The organism is Bradyrhizobium sp. SZCCT0231, assembly GCF_018130245.1.
Lineage (GTDB): Bacteria > Pseudomonadota > Alphaproteobacteria > Rhizobiales > Xanthobacteraceae > Bradyrhizobium > Bradyrhizobium japonicum_F.
Genome location: NZ_JAFCKP010000024.1, coordinates 41,095 through 55,146 on the forward strand (window position 1 = coordinate 41,095; position 14,052 = coordinate 55,146).

General features: G+C 62.7%; 12 protein-coding genes. 5 read left to right on the forward strand and 7 right to left on the reverse strand.

The features are described from left to right. Positions 1 to 51: 51 nt before the first annotated feature. From JQ566_RS31965 to JQ566_RS31995, 7 genes are all read right to left on the reverse strand, one after another. Entirely contained in the window at positions 52 to 1,308 is a 1,257-nt protein-coding gene (locus JQ566_RS31965; protein WP_212379811.1) for an ABC transporter substrate-binding protein, read from the reverse strand. Between the two features lie 248 nt (positions 1,309 to 1,556). Then, positions 1,557 to 2,165, reverse strand: coding sequence for an ANTAR domain-containing response regulator (locus tag JQ566_RS31970; RefSeq protein ID WP_025037901.1), 609 nt, complete (start codon positions 2,163 to 2,165; stop codon positions 1,557 to 1,559). A 35-nt stretch (positions 2,166 to 2,200) separates the two neighbouring features. Next, a complete protein-coding gene (locus tag JQ566_RS31975) occupies positions 2,201 to 3,367 on the reverse strand; it encodes a transporter substrate-binding domain-containing protein (RefSeq protein ID WP_212379813.1) in 1,167 nt (388 codons plus the stop codon). A gap of 150 nt (positions 3,368 to 3,517) precedes the next feature. Next, positions 3,518 to 4,816, reverse strand: coding sequence for a type III glutamate--ammonia ligase (gene glnT, locus JQ566_RS31980; RefSeq protein ID WP_212379815.1), 1,299 nt, complete (start codon positions 4,814 to 4,816; stop codon positions 3,518 to 3,520). 58 nt (positions 4,817 to 4,874) lie between these two features. Then, positions 4,875 to 6,200, reverse strand: coding sequence for an FMN-binding glutamate synthase family protein (locus JQ566_RS31985; RefSeq protein WP_212379817.1), 1,326 nt, complete (start codon positions 6,198 to 6,200; stop codon positions 4,875 to 4,877). Between the two features lie 17 nt (positions 6,201 to 6,217). Further along, on the reverse strand, positions 6,218 to 6,901 hold the full coding sequence (locus JQ566_RS31990; protein WP_212379819.1) for a GltB/FmdC/FwdC-like GXGXG domain-containing protein: 684 nt from the start codon (positions 6,899 to 6,901) through the stop codon (positions 6,218 to 6,220). Continuing rightward, complete coding sequence (locus tag JQ566_RS31995; protein ID WP_212379821.1) at positions 6,901 to 7,797, reverse strand: class II glutamine amidotransferase; 897 nt, start codon at positions 7,795 to 7,797, stop codon at positions 6,901 to 6,903. The genes JQ566_RS31990 and JQ566_RS31995 overlap by 1 nt, the downstream gene beginning before the upstream one ends. 140 nt (positions 7,798 to 7,937) lie before the next feature. On the opposite strand from JQ566_RS31995, the gene JQ566_RS32000 reads away from it, so the two are divergent. The 5 genes from JQ566_RS32000 to JQ566_RS32020 all read left to right on the forward strand — a co-directional run bounded on the left by JQ566_RS32000 (position 7,938) and on the right by JQ566_RS32020 (position 13,767). Further along, positions 7,938 to 9,188, forward strand: a complete 1,251-nt coding sequence (locus tag JQ566_RS32000) for a sarcosine oxidase subunit beta family protein (RefSeq protein WP_212379823.1) — start codon at positions 7,938 to 7,940, stop codon at positions 9,186 to 9,188. A 12-nt stretch (positions 9,189 to 9,200) separates the two neighbouring features. Beyond that, positions 9,201 to 9,470, forward strand: a complete 270-nt coding sequence (locus JQ566_RS32005) for a sarcosine oxidase subunit delta (protein ID WP_212379825.1) — start codon at positions 9,201 to 9,203, stop codon at positions 9,468 to 9,470. Continuing rightward, positions 9,467 to 12,451 carry a sarcosine oxidase subunit alpha family protein gene (locus tag JQ566_RS32010; protein WP_212379827.1) on the forward strand — a complete coding sequence of 995 codons (2,985 nt, stop codon included), beginning with the start codon at positions 9,467 to 9,469 and terminating at the stop codon, positions 12,449 to 12,451. Before JQ566_RS32005 ends, JQ566_RS32010 begins: the two co-directional genes overlap by 4 nt. Next, on the forward strand, positions 12,444 to 13,019 hold the full coding sequence (locus tag JQ566_RS32015) for a sarcosine oxidase subunit gamma (protein ID WP_212379829.1): 576 nt from the start codon (positions 12,444 to 12,446) through the stop codon (positions 13,017 to 13,019). The genes JQ566_RS32010 and JQ566_RS32015 overlap by 8 nt, the downstream gene beginning before the upstream one ends. 100 nt (positions 13,020 to 13,119) lie before the next feature. Continuing rightward, positions 13,120 to 13,767 (forward strand): helix-turn-helix domain-containing protein, encoded by a 648-nt coding sequence (locus JQ566_RS32020; RefSeq protein ID WP_212379831.1) that lies wholly within the window; start codon positions 13,120 to 13,122, stop codon positions 13,765 to 13,767. The last annotated feature ends 285 nt before the right edge of the window (positions 13,768 to 14,052 follow it).

Consider the following 14,052-nt stretch of genomic DNA (forward strand, 5'->3'; position numbering starts at 1 on the left):
CTCATCGTCCACCGCACGGGCAACCGCGCGATGGACGGGGTTTCCTTGACGTCAGGTTTTCAGCTTGCTTGCGTCGAGCCCCTTCGACGTGCAGAAGAGGTTCGTCGGCGTCTCGCCATAGGCGACATAGGGCAGCGGCATCACCGGCTCCTTGTAGGCGTCGATGATCTTGCCCTGACCGTCCGGTTGCCACTGCGCGATGCGCGGGGTCAGGTAGGTGTGCAGGTTCTCGGCTTCGATCTTGACGTGGCCGTTGGGCGCGTCGAACTCCTGGCCCTTGACCGCCTCGCGGATCGCAATCGGCGTGACCTCGGCTGCCTTCTCGACCGCCTGCTTCCACAGGAAGACCTGGAAATAGGACGATTCCAGCGCGTGGTGGGTCACCGCCTTCGGATCCTTCACGAAGGCCCGATAACGCTCGACGAAGGCCTTGTTGCGGTCGGTATCGATTGCCTGGAAGTAGGGAAACGAGGTGTACGAGCCGACGGCATAATCGGCACCCATCGCCGCGATCTCGATCTCGGAGGTCACGGTCGCGCAGATCGGAAGCTTGCCGTGGGTGAGACCCTGGTTCTTGTACTCGCGGTAGAATGCGATCACGGAGTCACCGACCACGTTGGACAGCACGACGTCGCAGCCGGAGTTCTTGATCTTGTTGACCATCGAACCCCATTCGGAATGGCCAAGCTCGAGATATTCATCGGCGATCCATTCGCCGCCGTTCTTCTCGATCAGAATCTTGGAGACCTTGGCCATCTCGCGCGGATAGATGTAGTTCGAGCCGACGATGAAGAACTTCTTCTTGCCGAGGGTCTTGATGATCCAGGGAATGAAATTCGAGAGCTGCTGGTTCGGAACGGCGCCGGTATAGACGACGTTCTTCGAGCACTCGAAGCCTTCGTAGTAGGTCGGGTAAAAATAGAGGTTGTTGCGCTTCTCGAACACCGGCAGCACGGCCTTGCGGCTGGCCGAAGTATAGGATCCGAAAACGGTCGGTACCCGATCCTGGATGACGAGTTTCGACGCCTTCTCGTTGTAGGTCTTCGGATCCGACGCGCCATCTTCCGCGATCGCCGCGATCTTCATGCCCTTGACGCCGCCCGCCGCGTTGATCTCGCTGATCGCCATCATGGTGGCGTCGTGCAGCGACTTCTCCACGATCGACAACCCGCCGGTCAGCGAGAACAGCACGCCGACCTTGATCTCGCCCGCCGCATGAGCGCCCGTCGAAAACACCCAGGGGGATGTGATCAACGCGCCGCCCGCCAAAGCGCTGCCCTTCAGAAATTTACGCCTATCAACTGCCATTGCACACTCCCCCGTTAGCTCCAGACACGGATCTCCGATCGCGCCGAAGCACGTTGCTACCGTCAGACAATCGCCAAGACTCAAGCGGGCGTCGTCAACACTGAGGTGGCGACGACACCAAGCGCCCCGAAAAACAAAAAAGCCCGACGGACCCTCGCGGGTCCTTCGGGCTGCTCAGCCAGGGCCAAACCAGCATCATCGATGGTTCGGCAAAGTCGCGAAAGATTTCTCTTCACGACGGAGAAAAGCTAATCACCTTTGGCGCGATATTGCAACAGTTCGTTTGCGTGAATGATCGCGGAGGCCATGTCGTCCATCGACAAGCGCTTCGACATGGCCTGTCGCCGGATGCTTTCATAAGCATCAGCCTCGCTCAATCCCTGTCCGTCCATCAGGATCGCCTTGGCCTTCTGGATACGTTGAATGCCCGCGAGCTTGCGTTCGAGCTTGCGTACACGCTTGTCAGCTTCCCGACGCTCCATCCACAGGCTGCGCGCAATGGTGATGTTGGTCAACAAGCCGAACGGCCGGATCGGACGCTCGATGACTGCGACGGCGCCGAACTCGAGCACGAGTTGCAGCGTCGACGGATCCTCGTAGGACACGACGGCAATGAGGGTCGGCCTGCGATTGACGTCGGATTTCAACAGGCGCTGCATCTCGGTCCGCATGTCGTGCTCGATCGCGAGCAGCACGATGTCGGCCCCTTCCTGCCAGCATTCCGGCACGGGCCATTGCATCTCCACCATGCAGCCGATCCGACGCAGATGCTCGACCAGCTTGGTCCGCTCCGAATCCGGCGGATGCACGACATGAACCCGCAGACCACGCAGATCGCGGAGAATTTGAATGGCCACGCCCGGTTCTCCGTCCAACTAGGCAACCATGGGGATCATGGACGAATGAGTTGCTGGTCATCGACGGACCAATCGTCGAGTCTCTGCACGACACAATAGGGATCCGGTTTCACGCGCACACCTGGATTCCACACGACCTGGAATCGGCCGTTTCGATCCAGCCGCGCGATCCGCGGCCAAAGATAGGTGTGGTTGTTTTCGGGATCGACACGCACTCTTCCCTGCGGGGCATCGAATTCGAAATCCCTGAGATTGCCAAGCACCTGTTCCGGATCGTCGGAGCCGCACTTTCCGACTGCACGCATCGCCAGATGCACCTGAAAATAGGACGCTTCGGCGCCGGCCGTCACGGGCGCGTCGTCTCCGTATTTTTGCTTGAAGCTCGAGACGAAACGCCGCGCGGCCGCCGAGGACAGTGTCTCGAAGAACGGTGCAGCGGTGATGTGTCCCTCGGCAACCTCCGCGCCCATTTCTGCAACCTCCGCCTCGTTGGTGGAGAGACTTGCTATCGGCATGCGTGCGGGGTCGAAGCCTGCCGCACGATAGGCACTGTAGAACGCCGCAGTGCCGGTCCCCACCACGGTGGAGAAGATCACCTCCGGCGAGGTCTTCTTGATCCGCGCGATGACCTTGTCGAAATCCCCCTGACCGGCCTGCAGCGGCACGTAGATCTCGTCGAGCACCTTGCCTTTGCTCTGCACTACGAAGTCCGCCATCAAGCGGTTCGATTCATAGGGATAGACGTAATTGGAACCGACGAGCAGGAAGCGGTTGCCGTAGGTGGAAAGCAGGAAACGTGCAAGCTGGATCGAGTTCTGGTTGGGCGCCGCGCCGGTATAGATGCAATTGCGCGAATACTCGAACCCCTCGTACTGCGTCGGATAGAACAGCAGGCCGCGGTGGCCTTCGACGACCGGAAGCACGGCCTTACGCGTGCTGGACATGTAGCAGCCGAACAGGATCCTGATGCGGTCGAACTGGAACAGCCGCTCGGCAAAGGCGCGGTACTTCTTCGGATCTGAAGCGGGATCGTAGATCACGGGTTCGACCTGTCGGCCGAGCACTCCGCCAGTGGCATTGATCTCTTCGATCGCGAGCAAGGTCGCATTCAGCTGCGTGCGCTCGATGGCCGACGTCACGCCGGTCTGCGAGAACAGCACGCCAACCCGCCAACTGTCCGAATGGTCTTTGGCTGACACCATCAAATCACGATCGTTGGCTGCATCCGTCAACGCCGCCCCTCTTCTCGCGGTGCCATATCGCGCCCTTGCTGCATCTCCAGTCTATGATGAATAATGGGGATGACGTCAACGCCCGGAGCGGCCTTGGGCACGGAGCATTGCGTTCGGACATCAGCAGTCCAGGGTGTTGTCTCGCTCCCATTGGGTCAGATGGCGTGCGTAGTCGTTCCACTCCTCATGCTTCAGCTTGAGATAGGCGGGTACGAACTCCCCGAGATGATCCCGCAGCACGCTTGAATGTTCGAGCGCTCGCAAGGCATCGAGCAGATTCATCGGGAGCCGCTTGGCCGAGGTCACGGTATGCCCTTCGGTATACATGTTGATGTCGAGCCGCTTTCCGGGATCTCGTTTGTTGCTAAGGCCGTCGAGTCCGGCAGATAGAACCGCGGCCTGCAACAGGTAGGGATTGGCAGAACCGTCGGCGAGCCGCAGCTCGAAGCGGCCCGCCTCGGGAATTCGGATCAAGTGGGTTCGGTTATTTCCGGTGTAGGTGACCGAGTTCGGCGCCCAGGTCGCCCCCGAGACCGTTCGCGGCGCGTTGATGCGCTTGTAGGAATTGACCGACGGATTGAGGATGGCGGCCAGAGCGTCGGCCGAATTGATCACGCCGCCGAGAAAATGATAGCCGAGCTCGGAGACGCCGAGGTCGCCGCCTTCGTCCTCGAACAGGTTTCGTTCACCTTTCCAAAGCGACACGTGCACATGGCAACCGCTGCCGGTCAGCGAGATGAACGGCTTCGGCATGAAGGTCGCGCGGAGGCCATGCTTCTCGGCGATGGAGCGCGCCATGTATTTGAAGAAGGCATGCCGGTCGGCCGTGACCAGCGCCTCGTCGAACTGCCAGTTCATCTCAAACTGGCCGTTGGCATCCTCGTGATCGTTCTGATAGGGCTGCCAGCCGAGCTCCAGCATGGCGTCGCAGAGCTCACTGATGACATCGTAGCGCCGCATCAGCGCCTGCTGATCATAGCAAGGCTTGGTCTGCCGGTCGGCGGTGTCGCAGACTTCGCGACCATCCTCAGTCAGCAGGAAAAACTCGCACTCCACGCCGGTCTTCATCGTCAGGCCGGCGTCCGCAGCCTCCGCGATCTTGCGCTTGAGCACGTTACGCGGCGCGTGCGCAACCGGTTTGCCGTTCATCCACGGATCGGCGGCCAACCAGCCGACCTCGCGCCGCCAGGGCAACTGGATGAGCGTATCGGGATCCGGCACGGCAAACAGATCCGGATCAGCAGGCGTCATATCGAGCCAAGTGGCAAAGCCGGCAAATCCCGCGCCGTTCCTGGCCATGCCGTCGATCGCCGCAGCCGGCACCAACTTGGCCCGCTGCACGCCGAACAGATCGGCATAGGAGATCAAAAAGTATTTGATCCCCTTCTCGCGCGCTGTATCCGAAAGCTTCGTTGACATCGTTGTCTCCACACTACTCGCCGTTGAGCAGGTTCACGCCAGATCCGTCTTCGGATCGTCATGACCCGGGTATCCACGAAGTGCCGGCCAAGGGGACGCGCGCCATCGCCGCGGCTTCGAGCGTCAGCGCCACGAGGTCCTCGGGCTCGAGATTGTGGACGTGGCTCTTGCCACAAGCACGGGCGATGGTTTGGGTCTCGAGTGTCAGCACCGAGAGATAGTTTGCGAGACGCCGGCCGGCCTTGACCGGGTCGAGCCGTGCAGCAAGCTCCGGGTCCTGCGTCGTGATTCCGGCGGGATCGCGCCCGTCCTGCCAGTCGTCATAGGCCCCTGCAGTGCTGCCCAATTTCCGATACTCGTCTTCGAGACCGGGATCGTTGTCGCCGATCGCGATCAGCGCGGCGGTCCCGATCGAAACAGCGTCCGCTCCCAGCGCGAGCGCCTTGGCCACATCCGCGCCGTTGCGGATACCGCCCGATACGATCAGTTGGACCTTGCGATGCATGCCGAGATCCTGCAAAGCTTGTGCCGCAGGCCGGATCGCAGCGAGGATCGGCAACCCGACATGCTCGATGAACACATCCTGCGTCGCAGCCGTGCCGCCTTGCATGCCATCCAGAACAACGACGTCGGCTCCGGACTTCACCGCGAGCGCCGTATCGTAGTAGGGCCTGCTGGCCCCGACCTTGACGTAGATCGGCTTTTCCCAGTCGGTGATCTCGCGCAATTCCTCGATCTTGATTTCGAGATCATCCGGCCCGGTCCAATCCGGATGCCGGCAGGCCGAGCGCTGATCGATGCCTTCCGGCAGCGTCCGCATCCTGGCGATCCGCGGCGAGATCTTCTGGCCGAGCAGCATGCCGCCACCGCCAGGCTTGGCACCCTGCCCGATCACGATCTCGATCGCATCCGCGCGCCGGAGATCGTCCGGGTTCATACCGTAACGCGACGGCAGATATTGATAGACCAGGATCGACGAGTGCCCGCGCTCCTCGTCAGTCATGCCGCCGTCACCGGTTGTGGTCGAGGTACCGACTGCGGATGCCCCGCGCCCCAAAGCCTCTTTCGCTGGCGCCGACAGCGCACCAAAGCTCATGCCGGCGATCGTGATCGGAATTTTCAACTCGATCGGCTTGCTGGCAAAGCGGCCGCCCAGCACGACATTGGTGCCGCAGCGCTCGCGATAACCCTCCAGCGGGTATCTGGAGATCGACGCGCCGAGAAACAGCAGGTCGTCGAAATGCGGCAGCTTGCGCTTCGCACCGCCGCCGCGGATGTCGTAGATGCCGGTCGCCGCCGCGCGCTGGATCTCGGCGATGGCCTGCGGATCGAAGGTCGCGGAGAATCGCGGCGGGGTGGCGGCTTTCGGCCTCTGTGTGTTCATCGGGAAGCCGTCCTGCCTCAGTAAGCATCGACGTTGTCGACGTGGAAATGATAGAGCTTGCGGGCCGATCCATAGAGCCGGAAGCCGTCCGAGCCGGCCGACAACCCAGCCCGATCCAGCACCCTGAGAAGAATGACCTTGTCCTCGTCCGACAACGGCTTCTCGATGCAATCTGCACCGAGGCTTGCCACCGATCCGCGCACGAAAAGCCGCGCCTCGTAGATGGAATCGCCGAGCGCCTCGCCGGCATCGCCGAACACGACGAGAGTGCCGGCCTGCGCCATGAACGCACTCATCGGACCGATCGAGCCCTTCACGACGATATCGATGCCCTTCATCGAAATGCCACAGCGCGCCGACGCATTACCCTCGATGACCAACAGCCCGCCGACGCCGGTCGCCCCCGCCGCCTGGCTGGCGTCGCCCTTCACCCGGACCTCGCCGGAGATCATGTTCTCTGCAACCCCGACGCCGGCATTTCCATCGATCACGATCGTGGCATGCTTGTTCATGCCGGCGCAGTAATAGCCGACATGCCCCTTCACCTCGACGGTCACGGGGGCATCGAGACCACAGGCGATGGCGTGCTTGCCTTGCGGATGCTCGATCACCCATCGCGTCTCGTTGGTCTCTGGCGTGAGCCGATGCAGCTCGCCATTGAGTTCACGGACGCTGCTTTCCTCGAGATCGACGGAGCGCATCAGCGCAATTCCCACGCGTAGACCCTGGCCGGCACCGGCTCGAAGACCCGCGCTTTTCCGGCATTGGGAAGTACGGCGAGCGCGCGATATTCCGATCCGAACGCGACATAGTCGTCAGTCTCCGCCATGACGGCCGGCTTGCAACTGATGGGATCGCGGAGCACCGCGAAACCACTCTCGGTTCCGACCACGAATGTGAAGAACCCGTCGAGATCGGCGAGACTGTCCGTCAACGCCTGCTCCAACGACGCACCCTGCTGCATGCGCCAAGTCAGGAAACCCGCGGCAACCTCGCTGTCGTTGTCCGTTTCGAACGTCAGTCCTTCCCGGCTGAGAAAGCGCCGCACGCCGCAATGATTGGAGAGCGACCCGTTGTGAACCAGACACTGGTCCTTTCCGGTCGAGAACGGGTGCGCACCACGCGTGGTGACGGCGGATTCGGTCGCCATCCGGGTGTGGCCGATGCCGTGCGTCCCGCTCATTCCGGACAGTTCGAACCGCTTTGCTACTTGCTCCGGAAGCCCGACCTCCTTGAACAGCTCCATCCTGGCGCCTACGCCGACCAGCGTCACGCGACCGTCGCGCGCGATCAGCAACCGCACCTCTTGTTCACGCGCCAACGGCACCGAGACCACGGCGTGGGTGTCGTGAAAGACGGCGTCCAGATCGCCCGCGCCCGCCTTGCCGAGAGTCGTCGCCACCGCCTCACGAATCTCGACGGCCGATGCTGCACGCAGCGTAAGCTTGACGTGATCTGCTTGCGAGCTGCCGTAGACTGCGAACCCAGCGCTGTCGGGACCGCGATCGCTCATCACGCCAAGCATGGCCGCAAGGTGAAACCCGAGCTCAGGATGCAACCCGGGGTTCTTGAGGAATAGACCGACAATACCGCACATGCCTGCTCTCCATCGGGCGAACCATGCATATCGTCCCGTGTGGACGGCTGTCAACTATCGAGAACAATATTTTCTTGTCAGGAAATATGGAATAGTGTGGTCCGGGCTCGGCTTCCATCAAACCCAATGCGATCCTCTCCATGCACTACTCGATCTTCAGTCTCGCTCATCAAGCCCTGCTCGGCCATCGCGGCTGGACGGCGGCTTGGCGCGACGCCAGCCCGAAACCGTCCTACGACGTCATCGTCATCGGCGGCGGCGGGCACGGCCTTGCGACGGCTTACTATCTCGCGAGACATTTCGGCATCGCCAACATCGCCGTGCTGGAAAAAGGCTGGATCGGCTCCGGCAATGCTGGCCGCAACACCACGATCATCCGCTCGAACTACCTGCTGCCCGGCAACAATTCCTTCTACGAATTCTCGATGCAGCTCTGGGAGGGCCTGGAGAAAGATCTGAACTACAACGCGATGGTGAGCCAGCGCGGCGTGCTGAACCTGTTCCACTCCGATGCGCAACGCGACGCCGCAGCCCGCCGCGGCAACGCGATGCGGCTGCATGGCGTCGACGCCGAACTGCTCGACCGGACCGCCGTCCGGCGCATGCTGCCGTTCCTCGATTTCGATAATGCCCGATTTCCGATCGAGGGCGGCCTGCTGCAGCGACGCGGCGGAACGGCCCGTCACGACGCCGTCGTATGGGGCTATGCGCGCGCGGCCAGCGACCGCGGCGTCGACATCGTCCAGAATTGCGAAGTTACCGGCATGATCCGTGAGGGCGATCGCGTCGTCGGCGTGGAAACGACGCGCGGGACGATCCGCGCACCAAGGGTGGCGCTGGCGGTTGCCGGGAATACCTCGCGGCTGACGGCCATGGCCGGTCTGCGCATGCCGATCGAAAGCCACGTCTTGCAGGCCTTCGTCAGCGAGGCCATCAAGCCGTTGATTCCGGGTGTCGTCACCTTCGGCGCAGGCCACTTCTATATCAGCCAGTCCGACAAGGGCGGCCTCGTGTTCGGCGGCGACATCGACGGCTACAATTCCTATGCGCAACGCGGCAATTTGCCGACCGTAGAGGATGTCTGCGAAAGCGGCATGGCATTGATGCCGATGATTGGACGGTTACGGATGTTGCGCTCATGGGGTGGCATCATGGACATGTCCATGGACGGCTCGCCCATCATCGACCACACGCCGCTTGACGGCCTCTATCTGAATGCCGGCTGGTGCTATGGCGGGTTCAAGGCCACGCCGGCATCCGGCTGGTGCTTCGCCCATCTGATTGCCCGCGACGAGCCGCATCCAGTGGCACGCGCCTTCCGGCTTGACCGTTTCGCGAGCGGCCATTTGCTCGATGAAAAGGGCCAGGGCGCCCAACCCAATCTGCACTGAAGGTCGATCGGCATGCGCATTCCCTGCCCGTTCTGCGGAGATCGCGACGTCAGCGAATTCGCCTATCTTGGCGATGCCAGCGCCCCGCGGCCGGCTGCCGACGCCCCCGACGCCGACCGCCAATTCTTCGAAGCGGTCTATCTGCGGGACAATCCGTCCGGGCTGCATCGCGAACTCTGGTATCACGCGTCCGGCTGTCGAAGCTGGCTGGAAGTCGAGCGCAATATCAGGACCCATGAAATCACCAAAGCCACCTTTGCCTGCGACCGGATCCGTGCATGAGCGACATCAACGCCCCGCAACCCAACCGAATCGACGGCGGTCTGATCGACCGCAGCAGAGCATTGCGCTTCCACTTCGATGGCAAGTGCTACCAGGGCTTTCACGGCGATACGCTGGCATCCGCTCTTCTCGCGTCCGGCGTCAGGATCGTCGGCCGCTCGTTCAAATATCATCGTCCGCGCGGCATCATGACCGCCGGCGCCGAGGAGCCGAATGCGCTGGTCGAATTGCGGAGCGGCGCACGTCGCGAGCCGAACACGCGCGCCACCACCGTCGAGCTGTATGATGGGCTCGAGGCCCGGAGCCAGAACCGCTGGCCGTCGCTGCGTTACGATATCGGTGCGGTCAACTCGCTGTTGTCGTCTCTGTTTGTCGCCGGCTTCTACTACAAGACCTTCATGTGGCCCGCTTCGTTCTGGGAGCGGGTCTATGAGCCTCTGATCCGACGTGCCGCTGGCCTCGGCAGGGCCAGCCTGCAGCCCGATCCCGACCAATACGAGAAGGCGTACGCCTTCTGCGACGTGCTGGTCATCGGCGGTGGCCCCGGCGGCCTCGCCGCCGCGCTGGCAGCGGGACGCGCGGGCGCGCGCGTCATCATCGCGGACGATGACTTCATCCCCGGCGGCCGGCTGAACAACGACGTCTACACGATCGACGGCCTCTCAGGCGTTGAATGGGCCAAACAAGTCGCCAAAGAGCTGGACGCACTTCCGAACGTCACGATGATGCTGCGGACCACAATCTTCGGCGCCTATGACGGGGGCACTTTCGGCGCGCTCGAACGCGTTTCCGATCACCTGCCCGTTCCCCCCGCACACCAGCCGCGGCAGCGCTTATGGAAGATCGTGGCGCAGCGATCCATTCTTGCGGCAGGCGCCATCGAGCGGCCGATCGTGTTCGGCGGCAACGACCGTCCCGGAATCATGCTGGCCTCCGCGGTGCGCACCTATCTCAATCGCTACGGCGTGGCGCCTGGCAAGGCGGCGACCCTGTTCACGAGTTGCGACGACGGCTGGCGCACCGCGCTCGACCTCGCGCGTGCCGGAGTCAAGGTCCAAGCCATCGTCGATGCACGATCCGAGATCTCCCCATCGCTGGTCGCCTCCGGCAGGACGATCGGCGCCAGACTGTTGAAGGGCGCCCACGTCGTCGACACACGCGGCGCACATGGTCTCCGCCAAATTCGCGTGCGGTCAAATGATGGCGAAGACATCGCGATGGAATCCGATCTGCTTGCGGTCAGCGGCGGCTGGAATCCGAACCTCTCGCTCTCGACCCATCTCGGCGGTCGTCCGCGCTGGTCCGAGGAACGCTCGGCCTTTCTGCCCGGCGATCTGCCGCGGGATCTCGTCGTCATCGGCGCCGCTAGCGGCGCACTGACGCTGGCGGAAGCGCTGAAACAAGGGTCGGCTGCCGGGGCGGCCAGTGCGGATGCTGCCGGCTTCAAATCCGGCGCCCGACCCGAATTCGTCGTCGACGACGAAAGCATCGCCGGCGAGCCGCTGTGGCAAGTATCAGCATCCCGGTCGAAGGCTTTCGTCGACTACCAGAACGACGTGACTCAGGCCGACATCGCGCTTGCCGCTCGCGAGGGCTTTAGGTCGGTGGAGCATCTGAAGCGCTACACCACGCTCGGCATGGCCACCGACCAGGGCAAGATGGCAGCCGTGATCGGACACGCCATGATGGCGGCGCTCACGGATCGTCCGATGCCGCAGGTCGGCACCACCGTCGCGCGACCGCCCGTCACACCGGTCGCGATCGGCGCCTTCGCCGGCCGTCATCGCGGCCAGGATTTCCGCCCGGTCAGGCTGGCGCCGAGCCACCGCTGGGCCGAACAGCTCGGCGCGACCTTCGTCGACGCAGGCCCGTGGCGGCGCGCGCAATGGTTCGCGCGAGCAGGCGAAGCGGACTGGCTTTCAACCGTGATTCGCGAGGTCAAGACCGTGCGCAGCGCCGTCGGCGTCTGCGACGTCTCGACCTTGGGTAAAATTGACGTCCAGGGCGCGGATGCCGGTATCTTCCTCGATCGCATTTACATTAACACCTTCTCCACCCTCCCCGTCGGCAAGGTGCGCTATGGATTGATGCTGCGCGAGGACGGCATCGCGATGGATGACGGAACCTGCGCCCGCTTTGCACCCGATCACTACGTGATGTCGACGACGACGGCGAACGCAGCGAAGGTGATGCAGCATCTCGATCACGCCCGACAGGTGCTCTGGCCTGAGCTCGACGTCCAGGCCGTCTCCGTCACCGAGCAATGGGCCCAATTCGCCGTTGCCGGACCGCGTGGGCGCGATCTTCTGGATCGTCTGCTCGGCGGCGCAATCGACATATCCGATGCCGCATTTCCGTATCTCGCCTGCGCGGATTTCTGCTGGAGACGGCGGCCGGCGCGGTTGTTCCGGGTCTCCTTTTCGGGCGAGCTCGGCTACGAGCTCGCGGTCCCGGCGCGCTTTGCTGACGAGACGATCCGCGCCATCATGGAGGCCGGCGCCCGGTACGGCCTCACTCCATATGGCACCGAAGCGCTTGGCGTGATGCGTATCGAGAAGGGACACATCGCCGGTAACGAGCTGAACGGCACCACCACCGCGCACGATCTCGGGCTCGGCCGGATGATGGGCAAGAAGGACTTCATCGGCAAGGTGCTCGCGCGTCGGCCCGGACTCGTCGATCCGGACCGTCCGGCCGTGATCGGGTTGAAGCCGATTAATCGCCGGCAGCGGCTGCGCAACGGCGCTCACCTGCTCTCGCCCGGTGCAGCCGTCAAGCTCGAGAACGATCAGGGATACGTCACGTCGTCGGCATTCTCGCCGACGCTCGGCCATTGGATTGCGCTGGCTCTGCTGACACGCGGCCGAGAGCGCGTGGGACAGATCCTGCGGGTTGTCGACCCGCTGCGAGGTGCCGATTTCGAGGCCGAGATATGTTCTCCCGCCTTCTATGATCCGGAAGGAGCGCGGCTGCGTGGCTGATCGTCTCAATCATGGCTTTGCGGCGTCCTCCAACCCAGGCGTCACCGTATCGATACGCAATGATCTCGGCTGCGCAACGATCATGGTTCGGCGCGGGGCGGACGAGCACTTGAAACAGCGCGTCAAGACCGCCTATGGAGTCGATCTCGTTCCCGGTCCGCGCCGCAACGCATCCGGCAATGTCGCCTTTATCGGGATCGGGCCTACGACCTGGCTCGCGACGCAGGACGATGGCGGCAATGGATTCTCCGTCTCGTTGAAGCAGGCTGTCGGCGATGCCGCATCGGTGACCGATCAGACCGACGGCTATGTCATCCATCGCATCAGCGGGCCGCGGATCGGCCAGGCTCTCGCCAAGGGTTTTCCGATCGATCTACACAACCGTGCGTTCGCGCCGGGCGCCGTCGCCGTGACCGCCGTTTCGCACCTCGGCGCCATCATCTGGCGGCTGGATGATCTGGAAGACGGTACACCGGTTTTCGAGATTGCGGTCTTCCGCAGCCTCGTCGACAGTTTCCGTCGCTGGCTGGATGACAGCCTGGCAGAGTTCGGGCTCGCGCGGACCTGATCGCCTGTCGGCAATGCATCGAAGCTGCGTGCCGTCCAATCCTGGTATACTGGTTGTCGGCCCTGGGCCATGCTCGGATCTCATCTAAAGGACCTATCCGATGGCGAGAGCCAAAAGCGCGAAAACAGCCTCACGCCAGGCGCCTGAATACCGTACCGGCTCCAACGCACCGCAGGATCCTCGCAACCTCGAACGCGCCCTGGGTGCCCAGATCCGAAAGTTGCGCCGGGACGGCGATCTCTCGGTGCTCGACTTATCAGCCGCATCGTCCATCTCGGCCGGCATGCTGTCGAAGATCGAGAACGGGCAGATTTCTCCGTCACTGGCGACGCTTCAGTCGATCGCCAAGGCGCTCAACGTCCCGCTCAGCCTGCTGTTTGCGGCCTCCGAAGAGCGACGCGATTGTTCATTCGTGCGCGCCAAGCAGGGCGTCGTGATCGAGCGGCGCGGAACCAAGGTGGGTCATGTCTACCAATTGCTCGGACATGTCATCGGCGGTGACGTCGTCGTCGAACCATACTTGATCACTTTGAAGGAGGACGCGGAACCCTTCACAGCCTTCCAGCACGCCGGCATGGAATTCATCTACATGCTCACTGGCGAGGTCGATTATCGACACGGCGATAGCAGTTACCGTCTGCGTCCCGGCGATTCCATCCTGTTTGATTCCGGCGCGTTGCACGGTCCCGAGACGCTCGTCAAGCTACCAATGACCTATCTATCTATCATCGTGTATCCACGCGGGTGATCTTTCGCTATCTTGCTTGTCGAGCTTTGACGTACGTGACTCTTGTTCCGGAAGATAACCATCTGCTCCTCGCGGACCGATTGTCCCAGCCGCGGGATTTGCTTGAGCTGACGATACTCGATACCGCGGCAATGATCGCATTTGCCATCGGCCGATGCCACTAGGCCGCTCTTGCGAAACATCATGGGCCGGGCGCGCCCGAACGATCCGGCCTGGTCGCACGTTGAGGAACGCACGCGCTTAAGAATTGTCAGTGACCACCGCCTCGGCTACCCGCAGCGCCTG

Excerpts from the sequence above, each read along its gene's own strand:
- JQ566_RS32020 (WP_212379831.1), top strand. The coding sequence starts at position 13,120 with ATGGCGAGAGCCAAAAGCGCGAAAACAGCCTCACGCCAGGCGCCTGAA.
- glnT (WP_212379815.1), bottom strand. The coding sequence starts at position 4,816 with ATGTCAACGAAGCTTTCGGATACAGCGCGCGAGAAGGGGATCAAATAC.
- JQ566_RS31985 (WP_212379817.1), bottom strand. The coding sequence starts at position 6,200 with ATGAACACACAGAGGCCGAAAGCCGCCACCCCGCCGCGATTCTCCGCG.
- JQ566_RS31995 (WP_212379821.1), bottom strand. The coding sequence starts at position 7,797 with ATGTGCGGTATTGTCGGTCTATTCCTCAAGAACCCCGGGTTGCATCCT.
- JQ566_RS31975 (WP_212379813.1), bottom strand. The coding sequence starts at position 3,367 with ATGGTGTCAGCCAAAGACCATTCGGACAGTTGGCGGGTTGGCGTGCTG.
- JQ566_RS31990 (WP_212379819.1), bottom strand. The coding sequence starts at position 6,901 with ATGCGCTCCGTCGATCTCGAGGAAAGCAGCGTCCGTGAACTCAATGGC.
- JQ566_RS32000 (WP_212379823.1), top strand. The coding sequence starts at position 7,938 with ATGCACTACTCGATCTTCAGTCTCGCTCATCAAGCCCTGCTCGGCCAT.
- JQ566_RS31965 (WP_212379811.1), bottom strand. The coding sequence starts at position 1,308 with ATGGCAGTTGATAGGCGTAAATTTCTGAAGGGCAGCGCTTTGGCGGGC.
- JQ566_RS32010 (WP_212379827.1), top strand. The coding sequence starts at position 9,467 with ATGAGCGACATCAACGCCCCGCAACCCAACCGAATCGACGGCGGTCTG.
- JQ566_RS32005 (WP_212379825.1), top strand. The coding sequence starts at position 9,201 with ATGCGCATTCCCTGCCCGTTCTGCGGAGATCGCGACGTCAGCGAATTC.